Raw genomic sequence first — 16,196 nt, 5'->3', positions numbered from 1 at the left:
GCGAGTCGGGCCTCGTGCTGTGAACCCGCTGAACTAACTTGCACACCGTTGTGCAAGTTCGGTACCATCGACGCATGCCGTCCGTCACCGACGCGGAGCGCCGCGCGCCCCGCAGGGACGCGGCCGAGAACCGCGAATCCCTCCTCATCGCCGCCGCGACCACGCTCGCCGCGGCCCCCGACGCCCCGCTCGAGGCGATCGCCGCCGCCGCCGGCCTCAGCCGTCGCGCCGTCTACGGCCACTTCGCCGGGCGCGACGAGCTCGTGCTCGCCCTCATCGAGCGCGGTACCGCCCGCCTGAACGCCGTCGCCTCGACCGTCGAGCACGAGTCGACGCCCGTCGCGATCGCGTTGCTCGGCTCACGCCTGTGGGGCGTCGTCGAACACGTGCGACTGCTCGCCGGCATGGCGCTCTCCGCGCCCTACGTCGAGCGGGTCGCCAGCGCGCTCGCCCCGGTGCGCGAACGACTCGCGCTCCTCGTCGCCCGCGGCGTCGTCGACGGCACCGTACGCGACGACCTGCCCCAGCCGCTCGTCGCCCGCCTCATCGAGGAGTCGGCGCTCGCCGTGCTCGTCGAGTCGGGCCGCACCGGCATGCCGCAGGCCGAGGGCCGGCGCGCCGTGATGCTCTCGGTGCTCGGCACCGCGGGGCTCTCGTGGCACGAGGCGGGCACGCTCATCGACACCACCCCCGAGCTCAGTCGGCCGGCGACCGACGCCCCCGCGCTCACCGACCCCGCCACCTCCGAGGAGCCGGCATGAGAATCGAACTCCGCGACGTCTCGAAGGGCCGCGACGGGCAGGCGCTCGGCGCCACCACCGTCGGCTACGAGTCGGGGCGTGCGACGCTCGCCCGCGCCGAGACCGAGCAGCGCCCCACCGTGCTCGGCCTCATCGCCTCGGGTCGGATGCGGCCCGACTCGGGCGCCGTCACGATCGACGGCAAGGCGGATGCCTCGGCCATCCGCCGCCGCATCGCCCTCGTCGACGCCCCCGACGTCTGCGATCCCGCACCGAACGTGACCGTCGCCGGCGTCGCCGCCGAGGAGCTCATGTTCGCCGGCGTTCCCTCGAACCCGGTATCGGTCTCGCGCTGGCTCGCCCAGCTCGATCTCGAGCACGTCGCCCGCACGCCGATCGCCAACGTCGAGCCGCAGACGCGGCTACGGCTGCTCACCGAGCTCGCGCTCCTGCGCGAGGGCGTCGAGGGCCTCGTGATCGTGTCGCCCGACCGCCACGGCGGCGACCCGACCGAGTGGTGGGGCCTCGCCAAGCAGCTCGCCGACCGCGGCTTCGCGGTGCTCGTGATCGCGGGCGACGCGTCGGCGGCCGCCATCGGGGCGGCGGCGATGATCGCCCGCATGCACGGTCCCGACTCCCCCGAGGAGTTCGACGACGCCGACACCCTGCCGCTCGCCGAGGGAGGCATCGCGTGAAGATCCCTCAGATGATCGCCGCCGAGTTCCGGCGGCTGACCTCGACCAAGATGTCGGTGATCGCACTCATCGCGCTCATCGCCGTGCCCGTGCTCTACGGCGGGCTCTACCTCTGGGCGAACCAGGACCCGTACGCGAAGTTCGCCGAGGTGCCCGTCGCCCTCGTCGTCGAGGACGAGGGCGTGCCCGCCTCGACGAGCGCGACCGGCGACACGACCGAGGCGCGCAACGTCGGCGAGGAGATCGCCGACGAGCTCGTCGCCGACGGCGCCTTCGACTGGCAGCGCGTCTCAGCCGACGAGGCCGAAGCCGGGCTCGACGAGTCGCGCTACGACTTCGCGATCACCTTCCCCGCCGACTTCTCCGACGCGCTCGCCTCGGTGCAGACCGACGACCCGCGACAGGCCGAGATCGTGCTGTCGACGAACGACGCCAACAGCTACCTCGCGGGCACGATCGGCAAGCAGGCGGTCGAGAAGATCCGCGCGACGATCGCCGAGAAGGTCGGCGAAGAGGCGGCGTCGACGCTGCTCGACTCCATCTCGACGATCCGCGGCAAGCTCGTCGAGGCCGCCGACGGTGCTGCGCAGCTCGCCGACGGCGCCGGTCAGGCGGTCGACGGGGCGGCACAGCTCCAGACCGGCGCGACGAAGCTCGCCGACGGCAATGCGCAGCTCGCGACCGGGTCGGCGCAGCTCGCGACGGGCACGCAGCAGCTCGCCGACGGCACCGCGCAGCTCGCGACCGGGTCGGCGACCCTCGCCGACGGCGCCGCACAGGTGGCCGACGGCAACGCCCAGCTCGCGGCATCCGCCGACCGGGTGGGAGCGGCCGTCGCCGATGCCGCGGCCGCGGTGCCCGAAGCCCGTACCGACATCGAGGCCGCCCTCCAGGCGCAGGGGCTCGACCAGGCGACGATCGATGCCGTGCTCGCGCGCCTCGACGTCGTCGGCGACCGCATCACGACCGGCAACGAGAAGGTGCAGTCCGTCGTCGGCGACATCGACCGGCTCGCCGACGGCAGCCGCCAGGTCGCCGACGGTTCGGCCGAGCTCGCCGCCGGGGCGAGCACCGCGGCGACGGGCGCCGCACAGGCGGCGAGCGGCGCCGCACAGCTGTCCGACGGGGCGGCGCAGGCCGCGACCGGTTCGGCGCAGCTGCGCGACGGCGTCGGCACCCTGCAGACCGGACTCGGCAAGCTCGCCGACGGTTCGACCGAGCTGCGCGACGGCCTCGACGAGGGCGCGAAGCAGATCCCCGACTCGAGCCAGTCGACGCGCGACGCGCAGGCGTCGACGATCGCCGACCCGATCACCCTCGAGACGAGCTCGCTCGCGCAGGCGGGCAACTACGGCGCCGGGCTCGCCCCGTTCTTCGCCGCGCTCGCGGGCTGGATCGGCATCTACGCGCTCTTCCTCATCGTGAAGCCCATCTCGCGACGTGCGGTCACGGCGCTGCACTCGCCGATCCGCATCACGCTCGCGGGCTGGCTCACGCCGGGCCTGCTCGGCGCGGTGCAGATGGGCGCACTCTACCTCGTGCTCGCCTTCACGCTCGGCTTCCAGATGCACCACCCGTTGGGCGTGGTGGGCACGATGATCTTCGCGTCCGTGACGTACGCCGCGATCATCCTCGCGCTCAACGTCTGGCTCGGGTCGGTCGGCCAGTTCATCGGGCTTGTGCTCATGGTGCTGCAGCTCGTCACGGCGGGCGGCACGTTCCCGTGGCAGACGCTGCCCGAGCCGCTCGCGGCCCTGCACCACGTGCTGCCGATGGGCTACGTCGTCGACGCGATGCGGCAGTTCATGTACGGCGGCGACCTGTCGCGCGCGGCGGCCGACTTCGGCGTGCTCGCGATCTGGCTCGTCGGGGCGCTCGTGATCTCGGCGATCGGCGTGACCCGCATGACCCACTTCCGCACCCTGCGCGACCTGCAGCCGAGCCTCATCGGCTGAGTCGTTCCGATCGGGGATGCCCCGGGGCCGGCGCGGCCCCGGGGCATCTGCGACCGGCGCGATCACCCGCGCGGCGGGCCGCCCGCGACGCAACCGTTCTCGGCGAAGTCGGGATCCCCACGACCCTCGAACCACGTCGGCGTGCCATGGTCGTCGTACCAGAAGCCCGGGTAGACGTCCTCCTCGTCCTGGTGCTTCGCATGCGCCTTGACGACGGCGAGCTTGTCGGTCTCGATGTAGACGTACGGGTTCTTGGCGCTGTGCGTCGCGTGGCAGTACGGAACGCGGTGGTCCCCGTCGACGGGCGAGCTGGCGTTCGCCGCCGCCCCGGCGCCGAGCAACGTCACCGCGAGGAACGGTAGTGCGGCTGCACCGGCGACGAGCCGGCGCGTGAGTGCTGTTGACATTTCGGAGTCTCCCCTCGGACTCGGTATCCGCCCAGCGAACACCGCATCACGTGTCGCGGCAATCCCGAGAACGGGGTACAGCGCGCGCGTGACGGACCCGGGGAATCGGTCGACGTGTCACGTCCGGAGTTCGCCGACGGGGGACAATCCACGCGTCATGCGGAGCGCGAGCTCACAACCAGTGCCGGGACTTGAAGATCAGGTAGAGCACGAACCCGGCGACGAACATGAGCAGGAGCGCGAAAGGGTAGCCGAAGAACCAGCCGAGCTCGGGCATGTGCCGGAAGTTCATGCCGTAGATGCTCGCGACGAGCGACGGCGCGAAGAAGATCGCCGCCCAGCTCGAGATCTTCTTCGTCTGCTCGCTCTGCGCGATCGCGACCTCGTTCTGCCGCTGCGCGACGAGGGTCGCGTGCACGCTCAGCGCGTTCTGCAGCGTCTGCCGATACTCGTCGACGCGCTCGGTGATGCGGATGATGTGGTCGAGCACGTCGCGGAACGCGCGCCGCAGCTCGAGCTCGTCACCCTCGGGCTCGGACGCCGTGGCCGCGGCGTCGCCGAGCTCGTCGCGGATCGCCTCGACCATCTCGCGGAGCGGTTTCACCGCGCGCTGGAACTCCATGACCTCGCCCGAGAGGTCGTAGATGCGCCGCGCGACGGCGGCGTCGCCGCTGAAGAGCTGCTCCTCGATCTCGTCGATGTCGTTCTCGAGGCCCGCGACGACCGGCACGTACTCGTCGACGATCTGGTCGACGACGGCGTAGAGCACGCCGACCGGTCCGCGGGCGAGCAGCTCGGGTGCGGCCTCGAGGCGGGCACGCACGCTCGCGAGGTCGGGCTTCTCGGCGTGGCGGATCGCCACGACGAAGTCGGCACCGACGAACAGGTGCACCTCGCCGAACTCGACCCGCTCCTCGGCGTCGAGGTAGCGCGCGGGTCGCAGCACCACGAACCGGATGCCGCCGTAGCGCTCGAGCTTGGCCCGCTGGTGTCCGGCGAGCGCGTCCTCGACGGCGAGCTCGTGCAGGCCGAACTCGTCGGCCACCACCCCGAGCTCGGCCGCGTCGGGGCGGTACAGCCCGATCCACGCGAAGCCGTCGGGCTCCGCCTGCAGCGCCTCGAACGTGTCGGCGAGCGCGGTCGGCGAGGCGACGCGACGGCCGTCGACGTAGATCGCGTTGTCGATGACCGTCATGGTCTAACCGTAGATGCGCTCGGCGTAGCTCGGGCCGTAGTACTCGTCGAGTCGCTCGATCGACTCGTCGGGCCGCTCGAGCGTCTGGGCGATGACCGCACGTCGCGGCGCGGCATCCGGTGCCCAGGCGTCGGGCTGCCACGTCTTCGACCGCAGGAATGCCTTCGAGCAGTGGAAGAAGACCTCCTCGATGTCGACGACCGTCGCGAGCACGGGCCGGTTGCCGCGCACGACCATGTCGTCGAAGAACGGCGCGTCGCGCACGATCGTCGCGCGCCCGTTGATGCGCAGCGTGTCGCCGCGGCCGGGGATGGCGAACAGGAGCCCCACCCGCGGGTTGCGAAGCAGGTTGTGGAAGCCGTCGGCGCGGCGGTTGCCCGGGCGTTCGGGGATCGCGATGGTCGCGTCGTCGAGCACGAGCGCGAAGCCGGCCGGGTCGCCCTTCGGCGAGACGTCGAGCCGCCCCTCGTCGTCGCTCGTGGCCATGAACGCGAGCGGAGCGGCCGCGAGCCAGGCACGGTCGATCTCGTGCAGGCGCGGGCGCGTCTTGTTCGCCGCAGCCGGCAGCGGCGTGCCGACGATCGCCTCCAGCTCGTCGACGGTCGTGACGGCGATGCCTCGCGCGTGATCGGTCATGCCGCCACGCTACTCCGCGGCTGCGCCGGGTCCGAACGCGTGCGTGAGCACCCACGAGTGCATGGCGATCGCCGCGGCCGCGCTCGCGTTGAGCGAGCGGGTCGAGCCGAACTGCGTGATCTCGACGAGGGCGTCGGCCGCGGCGGCCGCCTCCTCCGAGAGGCCGGGTCCCTCCTGGCCGAAGAGCAGCACGCACCGCTCGGGCCAGGCGAAGGCCTCGATCGGCACGGCCCCCTCGAGGTTGTCGAGCGCGATCACGGGCAGCGACTCCGCCCGCGCCCACTCCGCGAACCCCGCGACATCGGGGTGGTACTGCACGTGCTGGTAGCGGTCGGTGACCATCGCGCCGCGCTTGTTCCAGCGACGTCGCCCGATGATGTGCACGGTGTCGGCCGCGAACGCGTTGGCGCTGCGCACGATCGAGCCGATGTTCATGTCGTGCTGCCAGTTCTCGATCGCGACGTGGAACGGGTGTCGACGTTCGTCGAGGTCGGCGACGATCGCCTCCATGCGCCAGTAGCGGTAGCGGTCGATGACGTTGCGCGTGTCGCCGGCCGCGAGCAGCTCGGGGTCGAAGCGGGGGTCGTCGGGCCACTCGGCCTCACCGCCGGGCCACGGGCCGACGCCGTGCTGCGGCATCGTCGCCTCGGGTTCGGATGCCTCGGGGCCGACCTCGTCACTCACACGTGCAACGCTATCCGGCTTCCGCAGCGTCAGTGCATCTGGTCGGTCGGGCGGACGAGGATCTCGTTCACTGAGACGTGCTCGGGCTGACCGAGTGCGTAGACGATCGCCGCGGCGATGTCGTCCGGACGGAGCGTGCGCATCGACGCGGCTATGTCGGCTGCGGCCGTCCGCATCGTCGGATCGGTGATGTGGCTCGTGAGCTCCGTGTCGACGAAGCCGGGTTGGATCACGATCACCCGGACGCCGCGACGGGTGACCTCCTGTCGCAACGATTCCGAGAAGGCGCTGATACCGAACTTCGTGGCAGCGTAGACCCCGCTGCCGAGCGAGGCGGAACGCGCCGCCGTCGACGATACCTGCACGACCGCCCCCTTCGTCTCGAGGAGGTGGGGCAGCGCGGCATGGACCGCGTACATCGACCCGAGCAGGTTCGTCTCGACCATGCGCTGCCACTCGCGCACGTCGGCCCCGAGGATCAGCCCGCTCTGCATGAGCCCAGCGTTGTTCACGAGCACGTCGAGGCGGCCGAATCGTTCGACGGTCTCGGCCACGGCATGCTCGACCGAGGTCGGGTCGGTGACGTCGAGCCGCATCGTCGTGACCTCGCCGGGCGCGGACTCGACGAGCGCCGCGAGGCGATCGACGCGGCGGGCGCCGATCGCGAGCCGCGCCCCGGCGCCCGACAGTGCCAGCGCCGTCTCGCGGCCGATGCCCGACGACGCTCCGGTGACGAGCACGACCTTCCCGGCGAGGGGGCGGCGGCCCTCGAACGAGGCTTCGGAGTTCATGCGGATCCTTTCCGCGGAGCAGGACTCCGCACTGTGCTGTTCCCGGTGCGCGGGTGCGCGAGGCGGGAGCCCCTCCGCGGAGCAGGACTCCGCACTGTGCTGTTCCCGGTGCGCGGGTGCGCGAGGCGGGAGCCCCCGCGCACCCTGCGCGATGGCGCGATCTCGGGCTGCGGACTACGCGACCGCTCGCTCGCCGGCCACGCCGCGAACCGCGTCGAGGATCGTCGCGGCCACGGCCTCGGGCTGCGAGACGCTGATGGCGTGCGAGGCCCCCGCGATCTCGTTCGTGCCTCGCGAACCCGCGCGATCCGCGCCGGCGCGGTGCACCGCGGCGGGGATGTTGCGGTCCTCGCTGCCGAAGACGTGCCAGGACGGGCGGTCCTTCCACCCGGGGTTCGACGCCTGCACGGCGTCGGTCAGGGCGGCTTCGGTCACCGGGCGCTGGGTCGCACCCATCAGGCCGGCGACCTGCACGGGGACATCTGCCGCGAACTGCTCGCGGAACACGGGGCGGCGGATGACGAACTCGATACCGCCGGTCGAGATCGGGTGGGCGTCGAGCGCGTCGCCCAGCGTGGAGCCGGGCTCGCTCGCCGACAGCGAGAAGGCACTGTCGCCGGGCTCCGGCACGAACGCGGCGGCGTACACGAGCCCCACGACCTGATCGTTGCCGGCCGACGCCTCGCTGATCACGAGACCGCCGTACGAGTGGCCGACGAGCACCACGGGCCCGTCGATCGAGGCGATCACGTCGCGCACGTAGGCCGCATCGCCCGCGAGGCTGCGAAGCGGATTGGCGACCGCGACGGAGGTGACCCCCTCGGCGTACAGCGCCGCGATGACGCCGTTCCAGCTGGCGGACTCCGCGAAGGCGCCGTGCACGAGCACGACGGTCGGATTCTGTTCTGACATGGCTGTTCCCTTCTCGTCCGCACCCGCCGACTGCGGACGCGATACCAGCTGAGACCGGGTGAGTCGGCGCGGTGTGACGCCCCCGCGGGTTCGACGGCTCTCGGTCACAACTCCCGTGTCCGCTCGGTCATCGCTCGTGACAGGGCTCGGCCGAGTCGTGGGAGAAGTGCGGGAGTACCGGGTTTCAGGCGGCCTTCCCAGGAGGCAGCGCCAAGCAGATCACGGCTGGTCCCACCCGCCGCCGAGCCCTGTCGAGACCAGTTGTCCGAAGGAAGTGAGGATGCGATGAACGCAGGCAACGACGTCAGGCCGGTCGAGTACCCCGATTCGGCCGGGTATCCCGATGGCAACGGCTTCCTCGACGAAGGCACCGTGGCCGTCGTCGACGAGGCGACCACCCGCGACGTCCGCGAGGTCGATCGGCCGTCGGCGGACGCCGACTCGGAGGTCAGGGTGCTCCATCACGCCGACCAGCAGGTCTACGCCGCGATCATCTCCGGCAGGCAGATCGCGACCTTCCGCTACGACGTCGTGGGCGACCGCATCATCGTGCTCACGACGACGGTCGCACCCGAGTTCCGCGGGCGCGGCATCGCAGCCGACCTCATCGCCGACGCGCTCGACGACCTCCGCGAACGAGGGCTGCCCCTCACCGTGCGGTGTCCCGTCGTCGCGGCGTTCATCGCCCGGAACCCCCAGTACGCGGATCTGGTCGTGACGGGGCGGGAGCATCTCGAGGTGTGAGCTCCACTGAAGTGGAACCGCTCGACCCGGTGGGCACGTTCGCCCACCGGGTCGACCGACCATGATCAGGCCCGGCCGAGGGCCTTCCGGAGCACGTGCACCGACTGCTCGACAGCCGCCGTGACGGCGGGCGACGTCCGGAGAGGGTTCAGCATCATGAAGTCGTGCAGGGTCCCGTTGTACCGCACGCTCGTCGTGCGGACACCGGCGTCCGAGAGGCGTCGCGCATAGGCCTCGCCCTCGTCGCGGAGCACGTCGTTCTCGTCGGTGATGAGGAACGCCTCCGGGAGGCCCGACAGCTGTTCGCGCGTCGCACGCAGCGGCGAGGCCGTGATCTCGCTCCGCTTCGCGACCTCCGGCAGGTAGTTGTCCCAGAACCAGGCCATGGCGGCCGCGGTCAGGTACGGGCCGTCGGCGAACTCGCGGTAGCTGTCGGTGTCCTGCGCGGCATCCGTCACGGGGTAGTAGAGCGACTGATGCACGAACGACACGTCGCCGCGCTGCTTCGCGAGGATCGTGACCGCCGCGGTCATGTTCCCGCCGACCGAGTCGCCCGCCACGGCGAGACGGGTCGCGTCGAGGCCGTTCTCGGCACCGGAGCTCGTGATCCACCGAGCGGTGGCATAGGCCTGCTCGACAGCGACCGGATACTTCGCCTCCGGAGAGCGGTCGTACTCGACGAAGACCACCGCGGCGTCGACTCCGACGGCGAGCTCGCGCACGAGCCGGTCGTGCGTTGCGGCGTTGCCGATGACCCAGCCGCCGCCGTGGATGTAGAGGATGGTCGGCAGCAGCCCGGTCGAGCCGATCGGCTTGACGATCCGCACCCGCACGTCACCGACGGCGGCCGGTAGGGTGATCCACTCCTCGTCGACGTCGGGCTTCGTGATCGGCGCCGACTGGAGGTCGTCGAGGACCTTCCGGGCGCCGTCCGGGCCGAGCTGGTAGAGGAACGGGGGTGTCGCGGTCGCATCGGCGATCGCCTGCGCCTCGCTGTCGAGGATGTGCGTATTCATGATCGGTACCTTTCATGTGGAGTCGTTCCGAGGGAGGGCATCCGACGGATGCTCCTGCCCTCTACGACCGGGCGGCATGTCGCACTGTGACGCCGTCCGCACCGGGGCAGCCCGACTCGGCCATCGGGCGTCACGACCGCGCGCCCTGCCCGGTCGAAGCTCGTGCGAGGTCCCGTCCGGGACCCGCGGGCCCGCCACGACCACCGAGGCCCGAATCTCGGAGCAACGAGGAGAACACCCATGGGCGCAACACGCCGGCTCGAGCCGCTGCGACACGTCGAGACGACGCACCTCGACGTCGCCTACTTCGAGGCTGGGCCGGTCGACGGCCCGCCGGTGCTGTTGTTGCACGGGTTCCCCTACGACGTCCACAGTTACGTCGAGGTGGCACCGGCTCTCGCCGACGTCGGCTTCCGCGTCATCGTGCCCTACCTGCGCGGCCACGGCGACACCCGGTTCCTCGACACCTCCGTGCCGCGCAGCGGGCAGCAGGCCGCGTTGGGGCAGGACGTGATCGAGCTCTTGGATGCCCTCCGCATCCCGCAGGCGATCCTCGCGGGATACGACTGGGGCGGGCGGGCCGCGTGCGTCGTCGCCGCGCTCCGACCAGAGCGTGTCACCGCACTCGTCTCCGTGAACGGCTACCTCATCCAGGACATCAACACGTCGATGCGACCCATTCGCCCGGACCTCGAAGCCGGGTTCTGGTACTTCTTCTACTTCCTCACCGAGCGCGGCCGTGCCGGGCTGACCGAGAACCGTGACGGCATCGCAGAGGTGATCTGGCGCCGGAACTCCCCCGAATGGCAGTTCAGCGACGCCGAGTTCGGTCGTGCTGCCGCATCATTCGACAACCCCGATTTCGTCGACGTCGTGATCCACTCCTATCGGCACCGGCTCTTCCACGCGCCCGGCGCACCGGAGTACGCCCGCATGGAGGCGCAACTGGCGCTGCTTCCCTCGATCGCCGTGCCGACGATCTCACTCGACGGGCTCGCCGACGGCAACTTCCCTGCGCGCGACGCCACGGCTGCAGGCGCGCGGTTCGTCGGCCCGTACGAGCATCGACAGGTCGCGCACGCCGGCCACAATCTCCCGCAGGAGGCGCCGCTCGAGTTCGTCGACGCGATCCGCAGCGCAGCGGCGCTCGCGGCAGGACGGCTCGGCCGGATCACGCAGGCGAGAGCCGGGTGAGCGCGACCTCGAGTGCGGTCGCGTCACCGCCGCGGGCGGCGTTCCGGAGGGCGCGGAGAAGTCGCCGATGGACTTCCGGATCGACGACGCATTCGCGGGCGACTGCGAGGTGCTTGCGAGCACGACTGACGAGTTGCCGCGCGGCGACCTCGGTCGTCTCGATGACGGCGGCGATGCGCGTGTAGGGGTAGTCGAACCCCACCCGCAGCACGAAGGCCGCACGCTCAGCCGGAGTGAGCCGCTCGAGCATGAGGTACGTCGCCAGTTCGAGCGCCTCCGCGTGCTCGACCGCGGCGCCGGGGTCGCCGGCTCTCGCCGCCTGCTCGACGGGCAACGGCTCCACGCATGTCTCGTGGCGGAACCGCGCGCTCTGCAGCACGTTGATCGCCGCGCGCGTCGTGGTGGTGGCCAGAAACGCCATCGGCTCGCGCACGCGGGCGCGGTCGCACAGCTGCCAGCGCAGCCACACGTCCTGCACGACGTCCTCGGCTTCGGCGGCGCTGCCGAGGATGCGGTACGCGATGCCGAAGAGCCGGCGTCGACCCTCGATGAAGACCGTCAGTCCGGAATCGGCGTCGAGCGCCGGGGCGAGTGCGGTTGATCCCATGGATCACACACAATCGGGAGGGCGTGCAGCACGAGTGCACTGCCAGTGCATGCGAAGCGCAGGCGGATGCACAAACCTCAGGAGGCCGGGCGGCGCTCCATCTCGGCGAGCGCGTCGCGGATCCAGGGCCGCAGGATCCCCGTCTCGTAGTCCTTCGTCATGAAGTCCTCGTGGTCGCGCACGAGGCGATCGAACCGTTCGCTCGCCTCGTATGCCTGATCTCGGTGGCCGGCTCCCGCGGCGGCGATCGCCGTCACCATCGCGCGGTACGCCTGGACCATCACGTCGAGCGAGTCACGCGTGGTCTCGACGAGTTCGAGGGCTTCGGCGAACTCTCGCCGCCTGGCGTGGACCATCGCCTGGTAGACCGCCACGTACGGAGCCAGGTAGTCCGACTTGGACGCGGCCACGTGCTGCCCCGCCTCGGCGGTGAGTGCGGCCAGTTCGTCGGTGGTGCCGAGGACCAGCACAGCGTAGGCGTGGGTGACGAGCGAGATCGCGAGGATGTCGGATCGTCCCGACCGGCGAGCAGCCGCAACGGACTCCCTGGTCAGCGCCAATCGGATCGACGGATCCGCCCGGATATGCCCGAGGTTACGGAGCGTGTTCGACTCGCCCACGTGGTCGCCCCAGGCGCGATAGGTCGCGAGCACCAACTCGAAGTGGCGCTCCGCTTCCGCTTCGTCCCCGCTCATCCCCAGGTTCACTGCGAGATCCCGTCGGAGCTCGACCTCGAGGCGCTCGTCTCCGCACCGCTCGGCCGCCTCGGTGGCCTGCGCGATCGCGTCGATCATCACGGACGGGGCGTCCACCGCCTGACGTATGGGTCGCCAATCCAGTGCGATCAGCGCAGCCTCGCGGTCGAGGCCGAGTTGAAGCGCGACGCCGAACGTCTCGAGCACGGCCTTCCGCTCCGCGAGGTACCATCGGACGGCGTCATCTGATGACTCGAAGCCGGTGATCGCCTCCGCCACCGGTGCTGGTGACTCCACATCGACGACGGCCGGCCTGCCGAAGGCCAGGTAGGCGCGTCGCGTCATGTGGACGTAATGTCCGACGAGTCGTCGTTGCGCGTCCACTCGTTCATCGGTGCCGGCAGCCAGCTCGTGGGCGTATGCGCGGAGCAGGTCGTGCACGGCGAACTCGCCCTTCGCGACGGCCACGAACATGTTCGCGCCGACGAGTTCGGCGAGCGTCGCCGAGGTGCGAGCAAGGTCGAATTCCGCGATACTCGCGAGCGCGGCGCGTGGGTGGGTGACGCCGGGGTGCACGGAGGCCAGCCGGAACAACCGGGCGGCGTCCTCCGACAGCTCGCGATACGACCATTCGAACGTCGATCTCAGGTCGTTGTCCGCGTCGAGCGAGAGGACGTCGAGCGCGGATGCCGCGGCCGAGAGCCCGTCGGCCACCTCCTGCATCGCCTCGCGAGAACCGGCCGCCGAGGCTGCGGCGAGGGCGAGCGCCAGGGGCAGGCCACCGCAGGATGCGACGATCGAATCGATCGACGCCGGATCCGACTGCATGCGGGTCTCCCCCAGCCTTCTGGCCAGGAGGCGCCTCGACTCCTCGTCGGTCAGCCGGCGCAACGGTACGGGCACCGCCCCGTCTTGGACCACCATGCCCAGGAGGTGCGTTCGACTCGTGATGATCACGAGGCACCCCGGGACCCCGGGCAGCAGTGATCGTGCCTGGTCGGCGTCAGCGGCATTGTCGATCACCAGGACCATCCGTCTTCCACCGATGGCGCGGCGATACGCCTCTCTCAACGGCGCGTCGCCGCCCTGGATGCCCGCGACGGACCCGCCGAGGTCGGCCAGCAACTGCCCGAGCGCCTCCGTGTCGGACAATGCCTCGCCCGGCGGCGCGTACCCCCGCAGGTTGATGAACAACTGCCCGTCGGGGAACCGGTCGGCGACCGCGTGGGCCCATTGCACCGCGAGCGTCGTCTTGCCGATTCCGGCCATGCCGCTGATCGCGAGGATGGCGGGCTCGCCGCGCAGCGCGGCCGCCGTGGTCTCCTCGAGCAGATCACGGATGCCAGGCCGGTCGACGACCGCAGCCGGCGCGAGCGGAAGCCTCCGCGGAACGTTCGCACCGGTCGCATCTCGTTCGTCGCCGCTCAGGACGTCGTCGACCGCGGCCTGCAGCTCGGCGCTCGGAGCGATGGACAGCTCCCGCCAGAGGCGCCGTCTGGCGACGTCGTACACCGCGATCGCGTCAGCGCGGCGGCCACTGCGGGCGAGCAGGGTGACGAGCCGGGCCTGCAGGCGCTCGTCGAGGGGCGCGTCGGTCGCGACCCGCTCGATCGCGGCCGTCAAGGCTGACGGATTGCGGAGCTCGAGCGCGCAGTCGGCTGCATCGATCGCGAGGGCGACCCGGTCCCGCTCGATCGCGGCGAACGCAGGTCGCGCCAGCGTCTCCCACCCGAGTCCGCTGAACGGCGATCCGGCGGCCAGCCCGAGCGCCTCGAGGTACCGGGACGACGCGTCGGCACCTTCACGTCGGCGGGCTTGTTCCCAGAGCCCGGCGACGAGATCGAGGTCCGACCGTACGACTGCGGTATCGAGCCGGTAGCCCTCGCCCGCCCCGAGCACCGCGGTGCCGGTTGCTCGAGGCGGCAGCTCCGGTTGGAGCAGACGTCGCAGCTCGCCCACGTGTCGCTGCACCTGGTTGACCGCGGTCGACGGCGGCGCGTCGCCCCACAGCGAGTCGACGAGATCGCCGATCGAAACCGTCCTGCCGCGGGCGGCGATGAGGCTCGCAAGGATCAGGCGTTCGCGGGGCGGTCGATGCGCGAGATCGGCCTCGGGGCGGCTGAGGCGCATACCGCCGAAGACCAGCACCGAGACCGTCTGTTCGGTGTGGCCTGAAGGAGTTGAAGATGAGGTCAACGCACCCGCCGATCGACCCACGAGGCGTGAGCGGCACCAGAGTATCGATCCGACAGAGATTTCGGAGCGTCCAGGCGCTTTGTGTCACAAAACCGCGCGCCGTTGTCGGACCGGCACCGGCCATCCCCGCGGATTCTCGATCACAGTTTTCGGTCCACCGAAATCTTGCTATCTTTTAGGTATGCCGAAAACGCTCGACGACGAGACCGAGCCCACGACCACCGTCCGCCCCGAGAACCCGAGTCGGGGCGGGCGGCGTCGTGGCGAGGCATCCCTGCCGCATGTCGCCTGGCTGATCGGGCCGGCCCTCGTCGCCGGTGTCGCCTACCTCGATCCCGGCAACGTCGCGAGCAACATGACCGCGGGCGCCCAGTACGGGTACCTGCTCGTCTGGGTCGTCGTGCTCGGCAACGTGATGGCGTGGCTCATCCAGTACCTGTCGGCGAAGCTCGGCATCGTCACGGGGCGCAGCCTCCCCGAGGTGCTCGGCGGCCGCATCCGCAACCGGTGGGGTCGGCGGGCGTACTGGCTGCAGGCCGAGATCGTCGCCATGGCGACCGATCTCGCCGAGGTGATCGGCGGCGCCGTGGCGCTCAACCTGCTCTTCGGCGTGCCACTCGTCTGGGGCGGGCTCATCACGGGCGCCGTGTCGATCGCGTTGCTCGTGCTGCAGTCGCGTCGCGGCCCGCGCACGTTCGAGTTCGTGATCATGGGGCTGCTCGCGATCATCACGATCGGGTTCACCGTCGGCGTCTTCGTCGCGCCGCCCGACCCCGCCGGACTCGTCGGCGGTCTCGTGCCGCGTTTCGCCGACGCAGGCTCGGTCCTCCTCGCTGCGTCGATCCTCGGCGCGACGATCATGCCGCACGCGATCTACGCGCACTCGGCGCTCTCGCGCGACCGCTTCGCGAAGCGGGTCGGTACGCAGGTCCCGCAGGGTCCGCGAGCCGCGCAGGTCCCGCAGGCCTCGCGGCCCCCGCGACCGGGCGGGTTCGGCATCCGGCACGGGGCGGATACCTCGCCCGAACTCCTCCCCGGCACCGCGACGCACGTGCCGACCGACCTGCTCGTGCGCGCGACCCGCTGGGACGTGTCGATCGCGATGGCGATCGCGGGCACCGTGAACCTCTGCATCCTGCTGCTCGCGGCCGTGAACCTCGCCGGGGTCGCCGGCACCGACAGCCTCGAGGGCGCGTACGCCGCGCTCGACACGGCACTCGGTCCCGCCATCGCGACGCTCTTCGCGGTGGGCCTGCTCGCCTCGGGGCTCGCCTCGACCTCGGTCGGCGCGTATGCCGGCGCCGAGATCATGCACGGGCTCCTGCACGTGCGGGTGCCGCTCATCGCACGGCGGCTCGTGACCCTCGTCCCCGCGTTGCTCATCCTCTGGCTCGGCTTCGACCCGACCCTCGCTCTCGTGCTCAGTCAGGTCGTGCTGTCGTTCGGCATCCCGTTCGCGCTCATCCCGCTCGTCTCGCTCACCGCAAGGACCGGCGTGCTCGGACGCTGGCGCAACCACTGGGCGACGACCGCGGCCGGCATCGCCTCGTCGGTGTTCCTCATCACGCTCAACGGCCTGCTGCTCTGGCTCGTCTTCACCGGGGCGTGACCCCAGAACTGCTGCAGAACTTTCCGTCGGCGCAACACTCCACGTTCTTTCCTCCGCGGGCGACGTCACACAACGATCCGGGCGCGAGCCGTCACCTACGCTGCTGGGACCCCACCGACG

At 71.0% G+C, this 16,196-nt stretch carries 15 protein-coding genes; 6 read left to right on the top strand and 9 right to left on the bottom strand.

Annotated elements, in window-relative coordinates; translation table 11 throughout:
• The first annotated feature begins 74 nt into the window (after nucleotides 1-74).
• The 3 genes from MUN74_RS10680 to MUN74_RS10670 are packed head-to-tail and all read left to right on the top strand — an operon-like array spanning nucleotide 75 to nucleotide 3,390.
• Complete coding sequence (locus MUN74_RS10680) at nucleotides 75-761, top strand: TetR/AcrR family transcriptional regulator (RefSeq protein ID WP_244852039.1); 687 nt, start codon at nucleotides 75-77, stop codon at nucleotides 759-761.
• Nucleotides 758-1,435 (top strand): P-loop NTPase family protein, encoded by a 678-nt coding sequence (locus MUN74_RS10675; RefSeq protein WP_244852038.1) that lies wholly within the window; start codon nucleotides 758-760, stop codon nucleotides 1,433-1,435. The genes MUN74_RS10680 and MUN74_RS10675 overlap by 4 nt, the downstream gene beginning before the upstream one ends.
• The gene (locus MUN74_RS10670; RefSeq protein ID WP_244852037.1) at nucleotides 1,432-3,390 is read left to right on the top strand and encodes a YhgE/Pip domain-containing protein; all 1,959 of its coding nucleotides are present in this window, start codon (nucleotides 1,432-1,434) and stop codon (nucleotides 3,388-3,390) included. Before MUN74_RS10675 ends, MUN74_RS10670 begins: the two co-directional genes overlap by 4 nt.
• Nucleotides 3,391-3,452: 62 nt before the next feature.
• On the opposite strand, the gene MUN74_RS10665 is transcribed toward MUN74_RS10670, so the two are convergent.
• The 6 genes from MUN74_RS10665 to MUN74_RS10640 form a co-directional block, all read right to left on the bottom strand.
• On the bottom strand, nucleotides 3,453-3,797 hold the full coding sequence (locus MUN74_RS10665) for a hypothetical protein (protein ID WP_244852036.1): 345 nt from the start codon (nucleotides 3,795-3,797) through the stop codon (nucleotides 3,453-3,455).
• A 172-nt stretch (nucleotides 3,798-3,969) separates the two neighbouring features.
• Nucleotides 3,970-4,992, bottom strand: coding sequence for a magnesium and cobalt transport protein CorA (locus MUN74_RS10660; protein WP_244852035.1), 1,023 nt, complete (start codon nucleotides 4,990-4,992; stop codon nucleotides 3,970-3,972).
• A 3-nt stretch (nucleotides 4,993-4,995) separates the two neighbouring features.
• Nucleotides 4,996-5,628, bottom strand: a complete 633-nt coding sequence (locus MUN74_RS10655; RefSeq protein WP_244852034.1) for an MSMEG_1061 family FMN-dependent PPOX-type flavoprotein — start codon at nucleotides 5,626-5,628, stop codon at nucleotides 4,996-4,998.
• Nucleotides 5,629-5,637: 9 nt separating this feature from the next.
• Nucleotides 5,638-6,267: a TrmH family RNA methyltransferase gene (locus MUN74_RS10650; protein WP_244856425.1), complete on the bottom strand. Its 630-nt coding sequence runs from the start codon at nucleotides 6,265-6,267 to the stop codon at nucleotides 5,638-5,640.
• Nucleotides 6,268-6,341: 74 nt separating this feature from the next.
• Nucleotides 6,342-7,103 (bottom strand): SDR family oxidoreductase, encoded by a 762-nt coding sequence (locus tag MUN74_RS10645; RefSeq protein WP_244852033.1) that lies wholly within the window; start codon nucleotides 7,101-7,103, stop codon nucleotides 6,342-6,344.
• 174 nt (nucleotides 7,104-7,277) lie between these two features.
• Nucleotides 7,278-8,015: an alpha/beta fold hydrolase gene (locus MUN74_RS10640; protein WP_244852032.1), complete on the bottom strand. Its 738-nt coding sequence runs from the start codon at nucleotides 8,013-8,015 to the stop codon at nucleotides 7,278-7,280.
• 285 nt (nucleotides 8,016-8,300) lie between these two features.
• On the opposite strand from MUN74_RS10640, the gene MUN74_RS10635 reads away from it, so the two are divergent.
• On the top strand, nucleotides 8,301-8,759 hold the full coding sequence (locus MUN74_RS10635) for a GNAT family N-acetyltransferase (RefSeq protein WP_244852031.1): 459 nt from the start codon (nucleotides 8,301-8,303) through the stop codon (nucleotides 8,757-8,759).
• Between the two features lie 65 nt (nucleotides 8,760-8,824).
• Here MUN74_RS10635 and MUN74_RS10630 read toward each other — a convergent pair whose 3' ends face one another.
• Nucleotides 8,825-9,775 carry an alpha/beta hydrolase gene (locus MUN74_RS10630; protein WP_244852030.1) on the bottom strand — a complete coding sequence of 317 codons (951 nt, stop codon included), beginning with the start codon at nucleotides 9,773-9,775 and terminating at the stop codon, nucleotides 8,825-8,827.
• A 240-nt stretch (nucleotides 9,776-10,015) separates the two neighbouring features.
• Here MUN74_RS10630 and MUN74_RS10625 point away from each other — a divergent pair, with 240 nt between their 5' ends.
• Entirely contained in the window at nucleotides 10,016-10,969 is a 954-nt protein-coding gene (locus tag MUN74_RS10625; RefSeq protein WP_244852029.1) for an alpha/beta fold hydrolase, read from the top strand.
• Here the strand turns inward: MUN74_RS10625 and MUN74_RS10620 are convergent.
• On the bottom strand, nucleotides 10,947-11,576 hold the full coding sequence (locus MUN74_RS10620; protein ID WP_244852028.1) for a sigma-70 family RNA polymerase sigma factor: 630 nt from the start codon (nucleotides 11,574-11,576) through the stop codon (nucleotides 10,947-10,949). The two genes, MUN74_RS10625 and MUN74_RS10620, sit on opposite strands and share 23 nt — an antisense overlap.
• A 77-nt stretch (nucleotides 11,577-11,653) precedes the next feature.
• Complete coding sequence (locus MUN74_RS10615; protein ID WP_244852027.1) at nucleotides 11,654-14,419, bottom strand: AfsR/SARP family transcriptional regulator; 2,766 nt, start codon at nucleotides 14,417-14,419, stop codon at nucleotides 11,654-11,656.
• A 229-nt stretch (nucleotides 14,420-14,648) separates the two neighbouring features.
• On the opposite strand from MUN74_RS10615, the gene MUN74_RS10610 reads away from it, so the two are divergent.
• Complete coding sequence (locus MUN74_RS10610) at nucleotides 14,649-16,076, top strand: Nramp family divalent metal transporter (RefSeq protein ID WP_244852026.1); 1,428 nt, start codon at nucleotides 14,649-14,651, stop codon at nucleotides 16,074-16,076.
• Nucleotides 16,077-16,196: the final 120 nt, after the last annotated feature.

It is taken from the genome of Agromyces sp. H17E-10 (assembly GCF_022919715.1).
GTDB lineage: Bacteria > Actinomycetota > Actinomycetes > Actinomycetales > Microbacteriaceae > Agromyces.
The sequence above is the reverse complement of the archived record's forward strand: the minus strand, read 5'-3'. Positions and strand labels throughout refer to the sequence as shown.